At 40.4% G+C, this 16152-nt stretch carries 5 protein-coding genes, 5 rRNA genes and 1 pseudogene; 1 reads left to right on the forward strand and 10 read right to left on the reverse strand.

Annotated elements, in window-relative coordinates:
- Positions 1-246 precede the first annotated feature (246 nt).
- A complete protein-coding gene (locus ACWJJ2_RS13015; protein ID WP_216304651.1) occupies positions 247-978 on the forward strand; it encodes an NAD-dependent protein deacylase in 732 nt (243 codons plus the stop codon).
- A gap of 176 nt (positions 979-1154) precedes the next feature.
- Here ACWJJ2_RS13015 and ACWJJ2_RS13020 read toward each other — a convergent pair whose 3' ends face one another.
- From ACWJJ2_RS13020 to ACWJJ2_RS13065, 10 genes and pseudogenes are all read right to left on the reverse strand, one after another.
- Positions 1155-2615, reverse strand: a complete 1461-nt coding sequence (locus ACWJJ2_RS13020) for an IS1182 family transposase (RefSeq protein ID WP_268064015.1) — start codon at positions 2613-2615, stop codon at positions 1155-1157.
- Between the two features lie 166 nt (positions 2616-2781).
- A 5S ribosomal RNA gene (rrf, locus tag ACWJJ2_RS13025) occupies positions 2782-2898 on the reverse strand.
- A 116-nt stretch (positions 2899-3014) separates the two neighbouring features.
- Positions 3015-5940: ribosomal RNA gene (locus tag ACWJJ2_RS13030) — 23S ribosomal RNA — on the reverse strand.
- A 292-nt stretch (positions 5941-6232) separates the two neighbouring features.
- Positions 6233-7750, reverse strand: a 16S ribosomal RNA gene (locus tag ACWJJ2_RS13035).
- The 16S, 23S and 5S rRNA genes sit together here, the layout of an rRNA operon.
- Positions 7751-8627: 877 nt before the next feature.
- The gene (locus ACWJJ2_RS13040; RefSeq protein WP_165415006.1) at positions 8628-9602 is read right to left on the reverse strand and encodes a serine hydrolase domain-containing protein; all 975 of its coding nucleotides are present in this window, start codon (positions 9600-9602) and stop codon (positions 8628-8630) included.
- A gap of 21 nt (positions 9603-9623) precedes the next feature.
- Positions 9624-10448 carry a MerR family transcriptional regulator gene (locus ACWJJ2_RS13045; protein ID WP_216304603.1) on the reverse strand — a complete coding sequence of 275 codons (825 nt, stop codon included), beginning with the start codon at positions 10446-10448 and terminating at the stop codon, positions 9624-9626.
- 156 nt (positions 10449-10604) lie between these two features.
- Positions 10605-10889, reverse strand: a complete 285-nt coding sequence (locus tag ACWJJ2_RS13050; protein WP_216304604.1) for a Tn3 family transposase — start codon at positions 10887-10889, stop codon at positions 10605-10607.
- 264 nt (positions 10890-11153) lie between these two features.
- Positions 11154-12477: pseudogene (locus ACWJJ2_RS13055) on the reverse strand (group II intron reverse transcriptase/maturase).
- A gap of 455 nt (positions 12478-12932) precedes the next feature.
- Positions 12933-13049 (reverse strand): 5S ribosomal RNA (gene rrf / locus ACWJJ2_RS13060).
- Between the two features lie 85 nt (positions 13050-13134).
- A 23S ribosomal RNA gene (locus ACWJJ2_RS13065) occupies positions 13135-16060 on the reverse strand.
- Positions 16061-16152 lie beyond the last annotated feature (92 nt).

Raw genomic sequence — 16152 nt, forward strand, 5'->3', positions numbered from 1 at the left:
GACAAGAATTATTTTAACACAACAAAATAATCGTATATTTGAATTATGGCTCATATATTCAATTTATTCTCATTTCTCTCCACTATTCACTATTAATTCTAATAATATCACATATTGATACACTAGGATAAGTATATAGTTTTTTAACTATATTTGTAGATTTTGAAGTTCCTATTATATTTTATTTTCTTATTAACAACAACTAACTTTTTTAGACTGTTATACTATAGTTAAGGAGTTGAGCTTATGTGCTATAGATTATTAAAAACAATTATAAAAAACACTGCTAGTATAGTTTTTTTTGGAGGTGCAGGCGTATCTACAGAAAGTTGTATTCCTGATTTCCGTTCTGCAAAGGGTCTATATAATATAGAAACTGATTTGAAATTTCCTCCTGAAGTTATTTTAAGTCATTCTTTTTTTATAAATCATACCGAGGACTTTTTTAAATTTTATAAATCCAACATGATTTTTGAAGATGCAATTCCCAATGATGCGCATATTGCATTATCTACCCTAGAAGAAAAGAATAAATTAAAAGCTATAATCACTCAAAATATTGATGGTTTGCATCAAATGGCAGGATCCAAAACTGTATACGAACTTCATGGATCTATACATAAAAATTACTGTATGAAATGCAATAAATTTTTTAACTTAGATTATGTGTTAAATAGTAAAACCATAGTTCCTAACTGTAATGTCTGTGGTGGTATTATTAAACCAGATGTAGTTCTTTATGATGAAAGTTTAGATATGTCTGTCTTAAACAGCTCTATTAAATCGATAAGTATTGCTGATACACTGATTGTGGGTGGCACTTCTCTTGTGGTATATCCCGCTGCAAATCTTATAAAATATTTCAGAGGAAATAATTTAATTCTTATTAACAAGTCTTCTACCCCTTACGACAAACAAGCAAATTTAGTAATTCATGATAGCATAGGTAAAGTTTTAAGTACAGTATGTAAATTTTAATTTAGTCGAATATAAATTCAGTTTTTTAACCAAATAAAAACCGCTAAGTATAACTGAGGCCGCTGAAAAAAGCACTCTTTATTTAGTAGAGTTTTCAAGCTTGAATAGAAAAAGCATGAGATATTCATATTTTGGATATCTCATGCTTTTTATTTTATAATTAAGTTTTAAAAGCCCTATTTCATGCTTTTCAACTTAATTATTCTCTTTAGATTCACAGTGAAGATTGATAATGCACCTTGAATTTGCATACTAATTAAGCCTGACGATATTGCTACATCATAGCTATGTTGGTGCTTAAGTTCACTGTTTTTAGCCTCTATCATATAACGTTCCCTAGCTCGTTTTTTAAAATATTCACTTTTTTCGAACTCTATTTGATCTTTGTGAGTATTTGACTTTATTGAAACTGAATAAGTTTTAGATTTAGCGCCTTCTTTATAACACCCATCTTTATGAACACAATTTTTACACTTTTCTACATTAAAATAGTAGGTTAGCACTTGATTTTTACCAACATTCTTCTTTCCCTGTTTTGCTTTTTTAATAGCCATATGACCTGCCGGACATACAAATAAACCAGCATCTTTATTAAACTCAAATTCATCTTCTTTTTTTCGCATTCCTTGTGAAATTACAGGATTTAGTCTTGAAATTAATGCAATTTTATTTTCTTTTGTATATTCTAGGTTTTTCTTTTCAGAATAAGCTGTATCTCCAATTACTTCATTTACATCTATACCAGCCTCACGGCTTTTTTCTATTAAGGTTATGAGCTCCTTTCCATCACTTTTTTCGCCAGTTGTAATAACAGCTGCTGTAATTAAACGTTCTTCACTCATAGCAAGGTGTGATTTATATCCAAAAAAAGAACTATCCTCAGTTTTATGCCCCACTTTTGCATCCTCATCTTTTGATATTTTTAGATTTTCTAAGTCATCATTAATAGCTTCAATTAAGTAGTTTAATTTAGTTTTCACAGCTGGATTTGCTGCAGTTTCTGGCTTCTCGTTTATGGTATCAATTAATAATTTGCAGTACTCAAGAATATCTTCAAGTACTCCAGTTGTAACTTTATTAGGTAACTCTTCTTTAATACCAGGATGTACTCCGTACAATGTTTTTCTTAAGTTTTTTGCACGTTTCAATAATTCCTCGCTTGCTGACTTTTGGTTATAACGTGACTTGGTATGCGTAGCATCAACTATTATTGCTTTACTTTTTAAAACTCCCTCTTTTATAGCAAGTTCTACAGTCTTGTTTATTAATAAATCCAATAAATTCATGTCTTTAAGGCGAAGCTTTCTAAATTTAGTTAGTGTACTTGAGTTTATTAAATTTGTTTCTTCTGGGGCTAAATTTAGAAAATATTTAAAGGACATGTCATAAAGAGTTCTTTCAACAACATCTTCATCAGACAATTCATATATTACTTTCAAAAGTAAATATTTAAATAGCATTATGGGGTTAATAGCACCTCTACCCATAGATGAACTATAGTTAATCATCAATTCGTCATAAACAAATGAAAAGTCAACAAGGTCATTAATTTGCTTTAAAATGTTATCTTTCGGAATAATTAACGAATATAAGCTATGGTATGTATTTATTTTTATTTCCAATTGTCCTTTTAGCATAATAGTTTAGCCCCTTTTATTTTATTCTACTATACTAATTCGACATATCTTTTAAAATTCCTTTTTGTTTTTTAGTCTTTTATATAAAAAAATCGCCATCTTTAATTAGATGACGATTTTTCATATAGTTTTTCAGTGGCCTCGTATAACTTAGCGGTTTTTTCTTACCTGGCGACAACCTACTCTTCCACAAGGTCACCCCTGCAGTACCATCGGCGCATTGAAGCTTAACCTTCGTGTTCGGTATGGGAACGGGTGTTACCTTCATGCCATAATCACCAGATTGAGAATATAAATATTCTCTGAAAATTGCACAGTGAATTAGTCTTTTCGCTCACGCTCAAAGCCTCGCTTCTTTCTTACGAAAGAAGTATTTCGCATTACTTTTAATTATATATTTAGGTCAAGCCCTCGACTTATTAGTATTAGTCAGCTGAACATGTTACCATGCTTACACCTCTAACCTATCAACCTGGTGGTCTTCCAGGAGTCTTACTAACACCGCACTTACGTGCGAGTTATGGGAAATCTCATCTCAGGGTGGGCTTCACGCTTAGATGCTTTCAGCGTTTATCCCTTCCAAACATAGCTACCCAGCGATGCCACTGGCGTGACAACTGGTGCACCAGAGGTTTGTCCATCCCGGTCCTCTCGTACTAAGGACAGCTCCCTTCAAATTTCCTACGCCCGCGACGGATAGGGACCGAACTGTCTCACGACGTTCTGAACCCAGCTCGCGTGCCGCTTTAATGGGCGAACAGCCCAACCCTTGGGACCTACTTCAGCCCCAGGATGCGACGAGCCGACATCGAGGTGCCAAACCTCCCCGTCGATGTGGACTCTTGGGGGAGATCAGCCTGTTATCCCCGAGGTAGCTTTTATCCGTTGAGCGATGGCCCTCCCACGAGGTACCACCGGATCACTAAGCCCGACTTTCGTCCCTGCTCCACTTGTAAGTGTCGCAGTCAGGCTCCCTTCTGCCTTTGCACTCTTCGCGCGATTTCCAACCGCGCTGAGGGAACCTTTGGGCGCCTCCGTTACTTTTTTGGAGGCGACCGCCCCAGTCAAACTGCCCACCTAACAATGTCCTGTGACCAGATTCATGGCCTCCAGTTAGAACCTCAGTACTGTCAGGGTGGTATCCCAAGGATGACTCCACACAGGCTGACGCCCATGTTTCTCAGTCTCCCACCTATCCTGTACAGACAATACCGAAATTCAATGCTAAGCTACAGTAAAGCTCTACGGGGTCTTTCCGTCCAATCGCGGGTAGCAAGCATCTTCACTTGCACTACAATTTCGCCGGATGTGTTGTTGAGACAGTGCCCAAATCATTACGCCATTCGTGCGGGTCGGAACTTACCCGACAAGGAATTTCGCTACCTTAGGACCGTTATAGTTACGGCCGCCGTTTACTGGGGCTTAAGTTCATACCTTCGCTTGCGCTAAGTAATCCCCTTAACCTTCCAGCACCGGGCAGGCGTCAGCCCCTATACATCAGCTTTCGCTTTAGCAGAGACCTGTGTTTTTGCTAAACAGTTGCTTGGGCCTATTCTCTGCGACCTACTTACGTAGGCACCCCTTCTCCCGAAGTTACGGGGTCAATTTGCCGAGTTCCTTAACAACAATTCTTCCGATGGTCTTAGGATTCTCTCCTCACCTACCTGTGTCGGTTTGCGGTACGGGCACCAATATCCTCGATAGAGACTTTTCTTGGCAGCGTGGAATCAGATACTTCAGGAATAAATTCCCTTCCCCATCACATCTCAGCGTTAAGAGCAAACGGATTTGCCTGTCTGCTCCGCCTAAATGCTTAGACACACATCCAATAGTGTGCACATCTTATCCTCCTGCGTCATCCCATTTCTAATAACGTCCATTGGTGGTATCGGAATATCAACCGATTGTCCATCACCTACGCCTTTCGGCCTCGGCTTAGGTCCCGACTAACCCTGAGAGGACGAGCCTTCCTCAGGAAACCTTAGGTTTTCGACCGTTAAGATTCTCACTTAACTCTCGCTACTCATGCCAACATTCTCACTTCTGTACCGTCCACCACTCCTTACGGTATGACTTCAGCCAGTACAGAAAGCTCCTCTACCGCGTACACAATTGTGTACACCCATAGCTTCGGTGGTAAGTTTTAGCCCCGGACATCTTCGGCGCAGGATCTCTTGACTAGTGAGCTATTACGCACTCTTTAAATGAGTGGCTGCTTCTGAGCCAACATCCTAGTTGTCTTAGAAATCCCACATCCTTTTCCACTTAACTTACACTTTGGGACCTTAGCTGATGGTCTGGGCTGTTTCCCTTTTGACTACGGATCTTATCATTCGCAGTCTGACTGCCGAAATAAAAGTATATGGCATTCGGAGTTTGATAGGGTTCAGTAACTGTTGTCAGCCCCTAGCCCATTCAGTGCTCTACCTCCATTACTCAATTAATCGACGCTAGCCCTAAAGCTATTTCGAGGAGAACCAGCTATCTCCGAGTTCGATTGGAATTTCTCCGCTATCCACAGCTCATCCCATGGTTTTTCAACACCAACGTGGTTCGGACCTCCACGGAATTTTACTTCCGCTTCATCCTGGCCATGGATAGGTCACCCGGTTTCGGGTCTACGACATGCAACTATGCGCCCTATTCAGACTTGGTTTCCCTTCGGCTCCGTACCTTAAGTACTTAACCTTGCTACATATCGTAACTCGTTGGCTCGTTCTACAAAAAGCACGCCGTCACACATATAAAGTGCTTCGACCGGTTGTAGGCACACGGTTTCAGGTTCTATTTCACTCCCCTTCCGGGGTTCTTTTCACCTTTCCCTCACGGTACTTCTTCACTATCGGTCACTAGGTAGTATTTAGCCTTGGGAGGTGGTCCTCCCAGCTTCCCACAAGGTTTCACGTGTCTCGTGGTACTCTGGATTAGATCTGACTGTTTTTCCTTTTCATTTACAGGCCTATTACCTTCTGCGGAGCAGCTTTCCAGCTATCTTCAATTAAGGAATTGCAGTATTTATGATCTATCCTCAACCCCCAGATCAAAGACCTGGGTTTGGGCTCTTTCCCTTTCGCTCGCCGCTACTTAGGAAATCGATGTTTCTTTCTCTTCCTCCGGGTACTTAGATGTTTCAGTTCCCCGGGTCTACCTCTGCATACCTATTTATTCAGTATGCAGTACATAGTTGTTACTATGTGGGTTCCCCCATTCGGAAATCTTTGGATCACAGGCTATTTGCGCCTACCCAAAGCTTATCGCAGCTTAACGCGTCCTTCTTCGGCTCCTAGTGCCAAGGCATTCGCCATGCGCCCTTTGTAGCTTGACCTTGATTCTGTCTATTTACATAGACGGTTATATTAATTTTGCGAAATTGTATTAAATTAATTTATAAACTACTTGCGTAGTTTTAATTTTTTTAAAACAACTTTTTTCACTGTGCAATTTTCAAAGAACATTTTAAGAAAAACTATTCATTATCTAACTCCTAAGAGTTAGATAAAATTAGTCTCTCAAAATTAAACAGAGAACTAGGTACGATTAATTACAATAGATATTTTTGAAGAACAAATTAATATTCTTCTATTGCATCGACCGAAGTCAATACATCTACTCCCTAGAAAGGAGGTGATCCAGCCGCAGGTTCTCCTACGGCTACCTTGTTACGACTTCACCCCAATCATCAATCCCACCTTCGGCCGCTGGCTCCTTACGGTTACCTCACGGACTTCGGGTGTTACCAACTCTCATGGTGTGACGGGCGGTGTGTACAAGGCCCGGGAACGTATTCACCGCGACATGCTGATTCGCGATTACTAGCAACTCCGGCTTCATGTAGGCGAGTTGCAGCCTACAATCCGAACTGGGATGAGTTTTTGAGTTTGGCTCCACCTTGCGGTCTTGCATCTCTTTGTACTCACCATTGTAGCACGTGTGTAGCCCTAGACATAAGGGGCATGATGATTTGACGTCATCCCCACCTTCCTCCCGGTTAACCCGGGCAGTCTCACTAGAGTGCTCAACTTAATGGTAGCAACTAATGATAAGGGTTGCGCTCGTTGCGGGACTTAACCCAACATCTCACGACACGAGCTGACGACAACCATGCACCACCTGTCACCCTGTCCCGAAGGACTTCGCCCATCTCTGGGTTATGCAGGGGATGTCAAGTCTAGGTAAGGTTCTTCGCGTTGCTTCGAATTAAACCACATGCTCCGCTGCTTGTGCGGGCCCCCGTCAATTCCTTTGAGTTTTAATCTTGCGATCGTACTCCCCAGGCGGAATACTTAATGTGTTAACGGCGGCACCGAGGTTCGACCCCCGACACCTAGTATTCATCGTTTACGGCGTGGACTACCAGGGTATCTAATCCTGTTTGCTCCCCACGCTTTCATGCCTCAGCGTCAGTTACAGTCCAGTAAGTCGCCTTCGCCACTGGTGTTCTTCCTAATCTCTACGCATTTCACCGCTACACTAGGAATTCCACTTACCTCTCCTGCACTCTAGACACCCAGTTTCAAATGCAGCACCCAAGTTAAGCTCGGGTATTTCACATCTGACTTAAATGTCCGCCTACGCATCCTTTACGCCCAGTAAATCCGGACAACGCTTGCCACCTACGTATTACCGCGGCTGCTGGCACGTAGTTAGCCGTGGCTTCCTCCTCTGGTACCGTCATTATCGTCCCAGAAGACAGAACTTTACAACCCGAAGGCCTTCATCATTCACGCGGCGTTGCTGCGTCAGGGTTTCCCCCATTGCGCAATATTCCCCACTGCTGCCTCCCGTAGGAGTCTGGACCGTGTCTCAGTTCCAATGTGGCCGATCACCCTCTCAGGTCGGCTACGCATCGTCGCCTTGGTGAGCCGTTACCTCACCAACTAGCTAATGCGCCGCGGGTCCATCTCAAAGTGGAATTTTCCGAAGAAAAATCCTTTGATGTTTCGATCATGCGACCAAAACATATTATGCGGTATTAATCTCCCTTTCGGGAGGCTATTCCCCTCTTTGAGGCAGGTTACCCACGTGTTACTCACCCGTCCGCCGCTAATCCACCCCGAAAGGTTTCATCGCTCGACTTGCATGTGTTAGGCACGCCGCCAGCGTTCGTCCTGAGCCAGGATCAAACTCTCAATTTAAAAGTTTACACTTTTTTAGTTGAAATGATTAATCTGCGACAACTGTTAAGTTGTTACGCAAGCTCATTACATACTTTTAGTCTTACGACTAAATTTTACTTTATACTAAAGTAATTAACTGGTTTAACGAAATATTATTTCGCTATCTTTACCTATTTCTCTGTTTAATTTTCAAAGACCAATTTGCTTTGTCATCATGTGACGACTTCTACTATATTACTAGGTATTTCTTGTTTTGTCAACAACTTTTTAAAACTTATTTTCATTTGAAAACATATTAAATAGTTATCAACACTTAGTTTATCGTGCACTCGTTTGTGACGACAAGGAGTATTCTATCATATAAATAAGAGTATAATTTCACAACATAGGTGCTCTAGCTAGATTATATTCATATTTCTACATATAAGTCTAAATAATTCAATATTCCGCATCCTGATACACATGGGTAAGTATCATTTATACTAATAATCTAGATACTCTGTTTAATATTATAAGACCTTTGTACAGATTACCAAAATTCGTTGCTACTAATAGTCATGTTAATATATTTACATGATTCTTCATAATAACTATTCCACTTATAAAAGTAAATAGCTTCTCAATCAATACTCCGAGTATTCCAACTTTTCCAAAACAAGTAAGTCCATTTCGACTTCCAAAACTCTGATAGACTAAATATATGGGGTATTGAAACGATTCGTGAAAAAACAGCTACAAGATATTACTCTCCATTTTTGATGAACTATAAATCAAAAACAGACTACTATTTTATGGCTGGTATGGAATGACATAAAATAAGAAAGATACGACAGAACTGAATCTAAACTTATGTTACATTAACTCTACAAATTGGAATTTGACGTGGAGATTATACTTATATACTTTTTTCTTTATCTAATAATGGCAGCAGATAATTTTTTATTAATTTCATTCTATCTTTTGGTAGCATCATAAATTTAGAAGCAATAGCAACTACCATATTTCTTTCTGGTAAGCAACAAATCACGTTACCTCCATCCCCAATAGCACAATACGCAAATTCATCTTCTTTAAATAGCCACCAAAGATATCCATAATGATTTGAATTATCCTGTAGAGATTCCCCAATCCATTCTCTTGAAATTATCTGTTTATCATTCCAATTTCCATAATTCAAATAGAGTTGTCCAAATCGAGCCATATCAACTGCTGATAAAGTAACTCCCCAACCACCGGTACTGTTCCCCTTAGGATCAGATACCCATCCACAAACATTCTTACCCTTAATAAAATCCATATAGGTAGCAGTAGTCATTTCATAATTTGGCGGTTGTTTCATTCCAATTGGTTCAAATAAATATTCATTTGCAAATTCTCTTGCTGTCTTTCCGGTTGCTTTTGTAAGTATTACAGATAATAAATGCGCTCCGGCTGTAGAATACTTGAATGTACCGCACTCATCTTTTCCGCCTAATAAATCAAGCGCATATTTTGCCCAATCTGAACTACTACATAATTCTTTAAAAGGTTCTCGCTTATAAATATATGGTGCTGTCATTGTAATAAGATGTTTTATCGTTATTTCTTGCTTTTTACTATCTACGAGTGTGCTATCATACTCTGGAAAGAAATCCAGCACCTTTTGGTTTACACTCTCTATAAATCCTTTATCAATAGCAATTCCTATCAGTGCAGATAATACACTTTTTGTTACCGAAGCAACATGAACTGTATCTCCTCTTCTATAACCATTGAAATAATTTTCATAAATCGTGTTGCTATCTTTCACAACAACAATACCTGCTATATTTTTATATTTCTTTGCTATTAATTCTTCTAGATCACCATGAAAGTATTCTTTTTTAAACACATTATTTCCTCCTCACATTAATCAAACCTTCTTCACGGGTAAATACACATCTGTGATAAAATCTTTCGGTCTCTCAGTTTCCAGAGGATTTGTTACATAAACATCAAATGGAGGTTTTGCCACACAATATCTTTCTTGTTCTACCCATTCATGTTGCTTTGCATATACTGAAGTAATTTCTGAATAGGCTCCTTTAAGTCGGGTTTTAATGCACAATCCCGGATTAAAATCTTTTGTACCGGTGACATATTCTTTAATTGGAATTGCAAATTCAATATCATACCTTTCAAATAAATATTCCTCACTATGATATATTGTCATTGGCGGACCTATCATTGTAAGACCATCTTCTGCTATTCTTTTATACAATTGATTAAAAAATACGTCATATCCTAAATTGCATTCTTCTATACTTACTAATTTACGAATTGATAAAATATACATAGCCGGTACTTCTACAAGCATAATATCTAAATCTTTTATATTGCTAAATACAGATTCACCTTTTTGAAGATTTTGTATATCGTTACTTAGTTGTTGCAGCATTATATCATAGGCTGTTACCTTTGCTTGAATATCATATTTCTTTTTATTCAACAACACTATTAATTTTTCTTCAAACTGATCTTTTTCTAATTGTAAAAGGGTTTTTATTTCTTCTAATGAAATTTCATACGATTTTAAACGCTTAATAAGAAGCATTGTTTCTAACTGTTTTATAGAGTAATATCGATATCCATTCTCTGGATTAATTTCTTCCGGATTAATTAGACTAATCTCTGCATAATACCTAAGTGTCTTGGTGGACACTTGACATATCTTCGAAAACTCTCCAATTGAAAGCATAAATCCAACTCATCCTCCTTTCATATTCATCTATCCTCAAATACAATAATAAACCTTCCCCTAAGGTTAAAGTCAATTACACTTATAAAAAATAAATAGTTTCTGTTACTATGAATACAGCCAGATTATTAAATAATCTGCCTGCTCCTAATTACTTTACTCTAGTTCTTCAATCTCAAGTTCTATTTTATAGTTGAGAATTATATCAACTATATGAATTGCATCTCTTGAATTTGTATTTATAATACCTATTCCAAATCTTAAATACTGATCACTTACAGCTGAGTACATTGTCACACCTTTCTCTAAGTCATAATGAGGGTTATAGCATTCATTTAAAGCTTCAATTGCCGATTTAACTCTTACACCATCTGACGACGAAGTACTGCCATTTCCCCAATATTTAGCATAGGGCTGTTTATGTTGGCAGTATATCGATATCTACTGCCCATGTATATCCAGCATTGATATATCCCCTACAATTTTCTATCCAGAGTTTTGCTGCCGACTTCCTCCAGATTCCACCTCACGGTGGACACCCTTGTCTTAATCTAACGGTTGGTACCATTCCCCCGCATCGGACTTTCACCGACAGGTAAGCGCCAATTTCAGGCGTACAATCGAGTAGGAGCTAAATAATTAATTTATTTAGCGACCTCTCACACCACCGTGCATACCGTTCGGTACACGGCGGTTCAATAGAAATTAATATTTTAATAAATATGTCTCAGATATAGAAACTAATCCTATATTTTTAAGGTATTTATTGGTCAATGTTTTGTTTAATATAGGGCTATTGGATGTTCTCCAATAGCCTTTCCTTGTATTTGCATGTTGCAAAGCTTTATTGTTTGGTATTCCTAATTTAACAAGGTTCCCATATTTTGTTTTAATCTTTTTCCATTGTTTCCAAAAACACATTCTAATTCTTCGCCTTAACCATTCATCAAGTGTTTTAAGAATACTTTTAATGTCTGCAATAGCAAAATAATTTATCCATCCAACTATCACTTGCTTAAGTTTCATAAACCTATATTTCATGCTCATCGCATTACTTCTTGAAGTTAATTCTTTTAGCTTTGCTTTGAATTTGATTATAGGTTTTTGAGGAACTCTCATTCTGTATTCACCTTTTGCTCGGTAAAATGAAAATCCTAAAAATTTAAGTTTCCAAGGTCTATCTACTGTACTCTTTTCTTTATTCACTCTAAGCTTTAACTTTTCCTCAATAAATCTCGTAATACTCTTCATTACTCTATTTGCTGATTTCTCACTTTTGACGTATATATTCGCATCATCAGCATATCTACAAAAGTTTAGTCCTCGTTTTGTTAGTTCTACATCGAGTTCATGTAACATTACGTTACTTAATAATGGGGACAAAGGCCCGCCTTGAGGTGCTCCTTCTTCTGTATTCATAAATACCCCATTTATCATGATTTATCGTATCAAAGTATTTAGAAAGGTCTATATTCACCGTCCATGTATGTCCAGCATTAATATATCCCCTACATTTTTCAACAGCTTGTTTTCCACTTCTTAAAGGTCTAAAACCGTAACTATTATCAGAAAATTTCTTTTCATATATTGGTATTAGAGTTTGTGATATCGCTTGTTGAATAACTCTATCTAATACAGTAGGTATTCCAAGTAGCCTAATTCCACCGTCAGGTTTTGGTATTTCTACCCTTCTTACGGCTAGAGGTCTATATCTACTTTCTAATAATGATTGCCTTAATTCTTGTCCATGCTCTTTTAGATAATGTAGAAGTTCATCTACTGTCAAACCATCAATCCCATGACTTCCTTTATTGGCTTTTACTCTTTTATATGCTTTATTCATATTATCTCTCGATAATATCTGCTCGAGTAAACCATTATCATATTCATTCACATCGTTTCTTCCTTCTTCTGACATAGAGGAAATACTATGCACTTCTACATTACCTTCGAGTTCCACTCTATTCTCTCGTAGAGAGCCTTCTTTATGAAGTTGTCTGCTTTTATCATATTTTCTCGTATCCTTCAAAATTCCAAACCTCCTATTGTTCAGTCCTTCCCACGCTAACGCGTTTTGCATGGTACTATGACGTCTGCTGACTTCTGATAGTTCAGCCATACATCACTGTATGGGTTGTTATTTCTAAATTCATATCCACAACTTACCTATCAGATCTCCCCGGGTAAGAACGCAATCTTTCACTCCATCTATCTGCTACATTTACACCACTTGTTTCGAATAGTTTTGGGCTTCGTTTTGTATTGCAAACTTACCCACAAGCATATGCCTTATATGTAGTTTCTGTTCGTCAGACCGGAGTTTGGCCGCCAACTTCCTTCAGATTCCATCTCACGATGGACACCCTTGTCTTAAGCTATGCACTTGGCACTATTAACCCGTGCTAGGGACTTTCACCCATTAGATTGCGCCCATGCCGGGCGCACAATAAAAACCGCTAAGTATAACTTAGCGGTTTTTTTCTTACCTGGCGACAACCTACTCTTCCACAAGGTCACCCCTGCAGTACCATCGGCGCATTGAAGCTTAACCTTCGTGTTCGGTATGGGAACGGGTGTTACCTTCATGCCATAATCACCAGATTGAGAATATAAATATTCTCTGAAAATTGCACAGTGAATTAGTCTTCTTCCTTACGTCCGAAGCTTCGCGTTATTTCTAATTATTTAGGTCAAGCCCTCGACTTATTAGTATTAGTCAGCTGAACATGTTACCATGCTTACACCTCTAACCTATCAACCTGGTGGTCTTCCAGGAGTCTTACTAACATCGCACTTACGTGCGAGTTATGGGAAATCTCATCTCAGGGTGGGCTTCACGCTTAGATGCTTTCAGCGTTTATCCCTTCCAAACATAGCTACCCAGCGATGCCACTGGCGTGACAACTGGTGCACCAGAGGTTTGTCCATCCCGGTCCTCTCGTACTAAGGACAGCTCCCTTCAAATTTCCTACGCCCGCGACGGATAGGGACCGAACTGTCTCACGACGTTCTGAACCCAGCTCGCGTGCCGCTTTAATGGGCGAACAGCCCAACCCTTGGGACCTACTTCAGCCCCAGGATGCGACGAGCCGACATCGAGGTGCCAAACCTCCCCGTCGATGTGGACTCTTGGGGGAGATCAGCCTGTTATCCCCGAGGTAGCTTTTATCCGTTGAGCGATGGCCCTCCCACGAGGTACCACCGGATCACTAAGCCCGACTTTCGTCCCTGCTCCACTTGTAAGTGTCGCAGTCAGGCTCCCTTCTGCCTTTGCACTCTTCGCGCGATTTCCAACCGCGCTGAGGGAACCTTTGGGCGCCTCCGTTACTTTTTTGGAGGCGACCGCCCCAGTCAAACTGCCCACCTAACAATGTCCTGTGACCAGATTCATGGCCTCCAGTTAGAACCTCAGTACTGTCAGGGTGGTATCCCAAGGATGACTCCACACAGGCTGACGCCCATGTTTCTCAGTCTCCCACCTATCCTGTACAGACAATACCGAAATTCAATGCTAAGCTACAGTAAAGCTCTACGGGGTCTTTCCGTCCAATCGCGGGTAGCAAGCATCTTCACTTGCACTACAATTTCGCCGGATGTGTTGTTGAGACAGTGCCCAAATCATTACGCCATTCGTGCGGGTCGGAACTTACCCGACAAGGAATTTCGCTACCTTAGGACCGTTATAGTTACGGCCGCCGTTTACTGGGGCTTAAGTTCATACCTTCGCTTGCGCTAAGTAATCCCCTTAACCTTCCAGCACCGGGCAGGCGTCAGCCCCTATACATCAGCTTTCGCTTTAGCAGAGACCTGTGTTTTTGCTAAACAGTTGCTTGGGCCTATTCTCTGCGACCTACTTACGTAGGCACCCCTTCTCCCGAAGTTACGGGGTCAATTTGCCGAGTTCCTTAACAACAATTCTTCCGATGGTCTTAGGATTCTCTCCTCACCTACCTGTGTCGGTTTGCGGTACGGGCACCAATATCCTCGATAGAGACTTTTCTTGGCAGCGTGGAATCAGATACTTCGGGAATAAATTCCCTTCCCCATCACATCTCAGCGTTAAGAGCAAACGGATTTGCCTGCTTGCTCCGCCTAAATGCTTAGACACACATCCAATAGTGTGCACATCTTATCCTCCTGCGTCATCCCATTTCTAATAACGTCCATTGGTGGTATCGGAATATCAACCGATTGTCCATCACCTACGCCTTTCGGCCTCGGCTTAGGTCCCGACTAACCCTGAGAGGACGAGCCTTCCTCAGGAAACCTTAGGTTTTCGACCGTTAAGATTCTCACTTAACTCTCGCTACTCATGCCAACATTCTCACTTCTGTACCGTCCACCACTCCTTACGGTATGACTTCAGCCAGTACAGAAAGCTCCTCTACCGCGTACACAATTGTGTACACCCATAGCTTCGGTGGTAAGTTTTAGCCCCGGACATCTTCGGCGCAGGATCTCTTGACTAGTGAGCTATTACGCACTCTTTAAATGAGTGGCTGCTTCTGAGCCAACATCCTAGTTGTCTTAGAAATCCCACATCCTTTTCCACTTAACTTACACTTTGGGACCTTAGCTGATGGTCTGGGCTGTTTCCCTTTTGACTACGGATCTTATCATTCGCAGTCTGACTGCCGAAATAAAAGTATATGGCATTCGGAGTTTGATAGGGTTCAGTAACTGTTGTCAGCCCCTAGCCCATTCAGTGCTCTACCTCCATTACTCAATTAATCGACGCTAGCCCTAAAGCTATTTCGAGGAGAACCAGCTATCTCCGAGTTCGATTGGAATTTCTCCGCTATCCACAGCTCATCCCATGGTTTTTCAACACCAACGTGGTTCGGACCTCCACGGAATTTTACTTCCGCTTCATCCTGGCCATGGATAGGTCACCCGGTTTCGGGTCTACGACATGCAACTATGCGCCCTATTCAGACTTGGTTTCCCTTCGGCTCCGTACCTTAAGTACTTAACCTTGCTACATATCGTAACTCGTTGGCTCGTTCTACAAAAAGCACGCCGTCACACATATAAAGTGCTTCGACCGGTTGTAGGCACACGGTTTCAGGTTCTATTTCACTCCCCTTCCGGGGTTCTTTTCACCTTTCCCTCACGGTACTTCTTCACTATCGGTCACTAGGTAGTATTTAGCCTTGGGAGGTGGTCCTCCCAGCTTCCCACAAGGTTTCACGTGTCTCGTGGTACTCTGGATTAGATCTGACTGTTCTTCCTTTTCATTTACAGGCCTATTACCTTCTGCGGAGCAGCTTTCCAGCTATCTTCAATTAAGGAATTGCAGTATTTATGATCTATCCTCAACCCCCAGGTCAAAGACCTGGGTTTGGGCTCTTTCCCTTTCGCTCGCCGCTACTTAGGAAATCGATGTTTCTTTCTCTTCCTCCGGGTACTTAGATGTTTCAGTTCCCCGGGTCTACCTCTGCATACCTATTTATTCAGTATGCAGTACATAGTTGTTACTATGTGGGTTCCCCCATTCGGAAATCTTTGGATCACAGGCTATTTGCGCCTACCCAAAGCTTATCGCAGCTTAACGCGTCCTTCTTCGGCTCCTAGTGCCAAGGCATTCGCCATGCGCCCTTTGTAGCTTGACCTTGATTCTGTCTATTTACATAGACGGTTATATTAATTTTGCGAAATTGTATTAAATCAATTTATAAACTACTTGCGTAGTTTTAATTTTTTT

This window comes from Clostridium sp. CM039, from assembly GCF_055081075.1.